The 689-nt window shown below is 60.5% G+C and carries 1 protein-coding gene; it reads right to left on the bottom strand.

From position 1 onward, the window contains the following. On the bottom strand, positions 1-689 hold a 689-nt coding region (locus AC1DKR_RS21000; protein ID WP_478035057.1), incomplete at both ends, for an aminotransferase class III-fold pyridoxal phosphate-dependent enzyme.

The following is a 689-nucleotide window of genomic DNA, read 5'->3' as shown; positions in this document are numbered from 1 at the left end:
CCCCACTCCTCTGACAATCATTTCCACTTCCCGCTCATCAATCGTCAGCGGTGGCAGCAGGCGAATGGTCTTGCCCCGTGTCACGTTGATCAGCAAACCGTGATCCCGTGCGGCGATCAGGGTCAGGTCGCGGATTGGTTGGGCGAGTTCGATGCCGATCATCAATCCCTGGCCACGGATCACCAGGACGTTCGGATCGTCGGCCAGTTCGACGCGCAATCTGGCAAGCAGGCGTTCGCCCTGAAGTCTGGCGTTTTCCAGCAGGCCTTGTTCCTCGATGATCTCCAGCACGGTGCAACCCACCCGACACGCCAGCGGATTGCCGCCGAATGTACTGCCGTGGCTGCCAGGTGTGAATAAATCCGCAGCCCTGCCCCGAGCCAGGCAGGCACCGACGGGCACTCCATTACCCAGGCCTTTGGCCAAGGTCATGACGTCCGGGATGATGCCTTCGTGCTGAAACGCAAACCACTGGCCGGTACGGCCGATGCCGGTCTGGATTACGTCGAGCATCATTAACCAGGCGCGTCGGTCACAGAGCTCACGCACTGCTTTGAGATAACCAGGCGGCGCCACTTGCACACCACTTTCGCCCTGAATCGGCTCCATCAGAATCGCCACAATGCGTGGGCCGTGGGCTTTCTGCGCCTTCTCCAGGGCAGCGAGGTCGCCGAATGGCACTTTAATGA

Source organism: Stenotrophomonas sp. 01N47, assembly GCF_056399165.1.
This window is presented reverse-complemented; position numbering and strand designations above follow the sequence as displayed.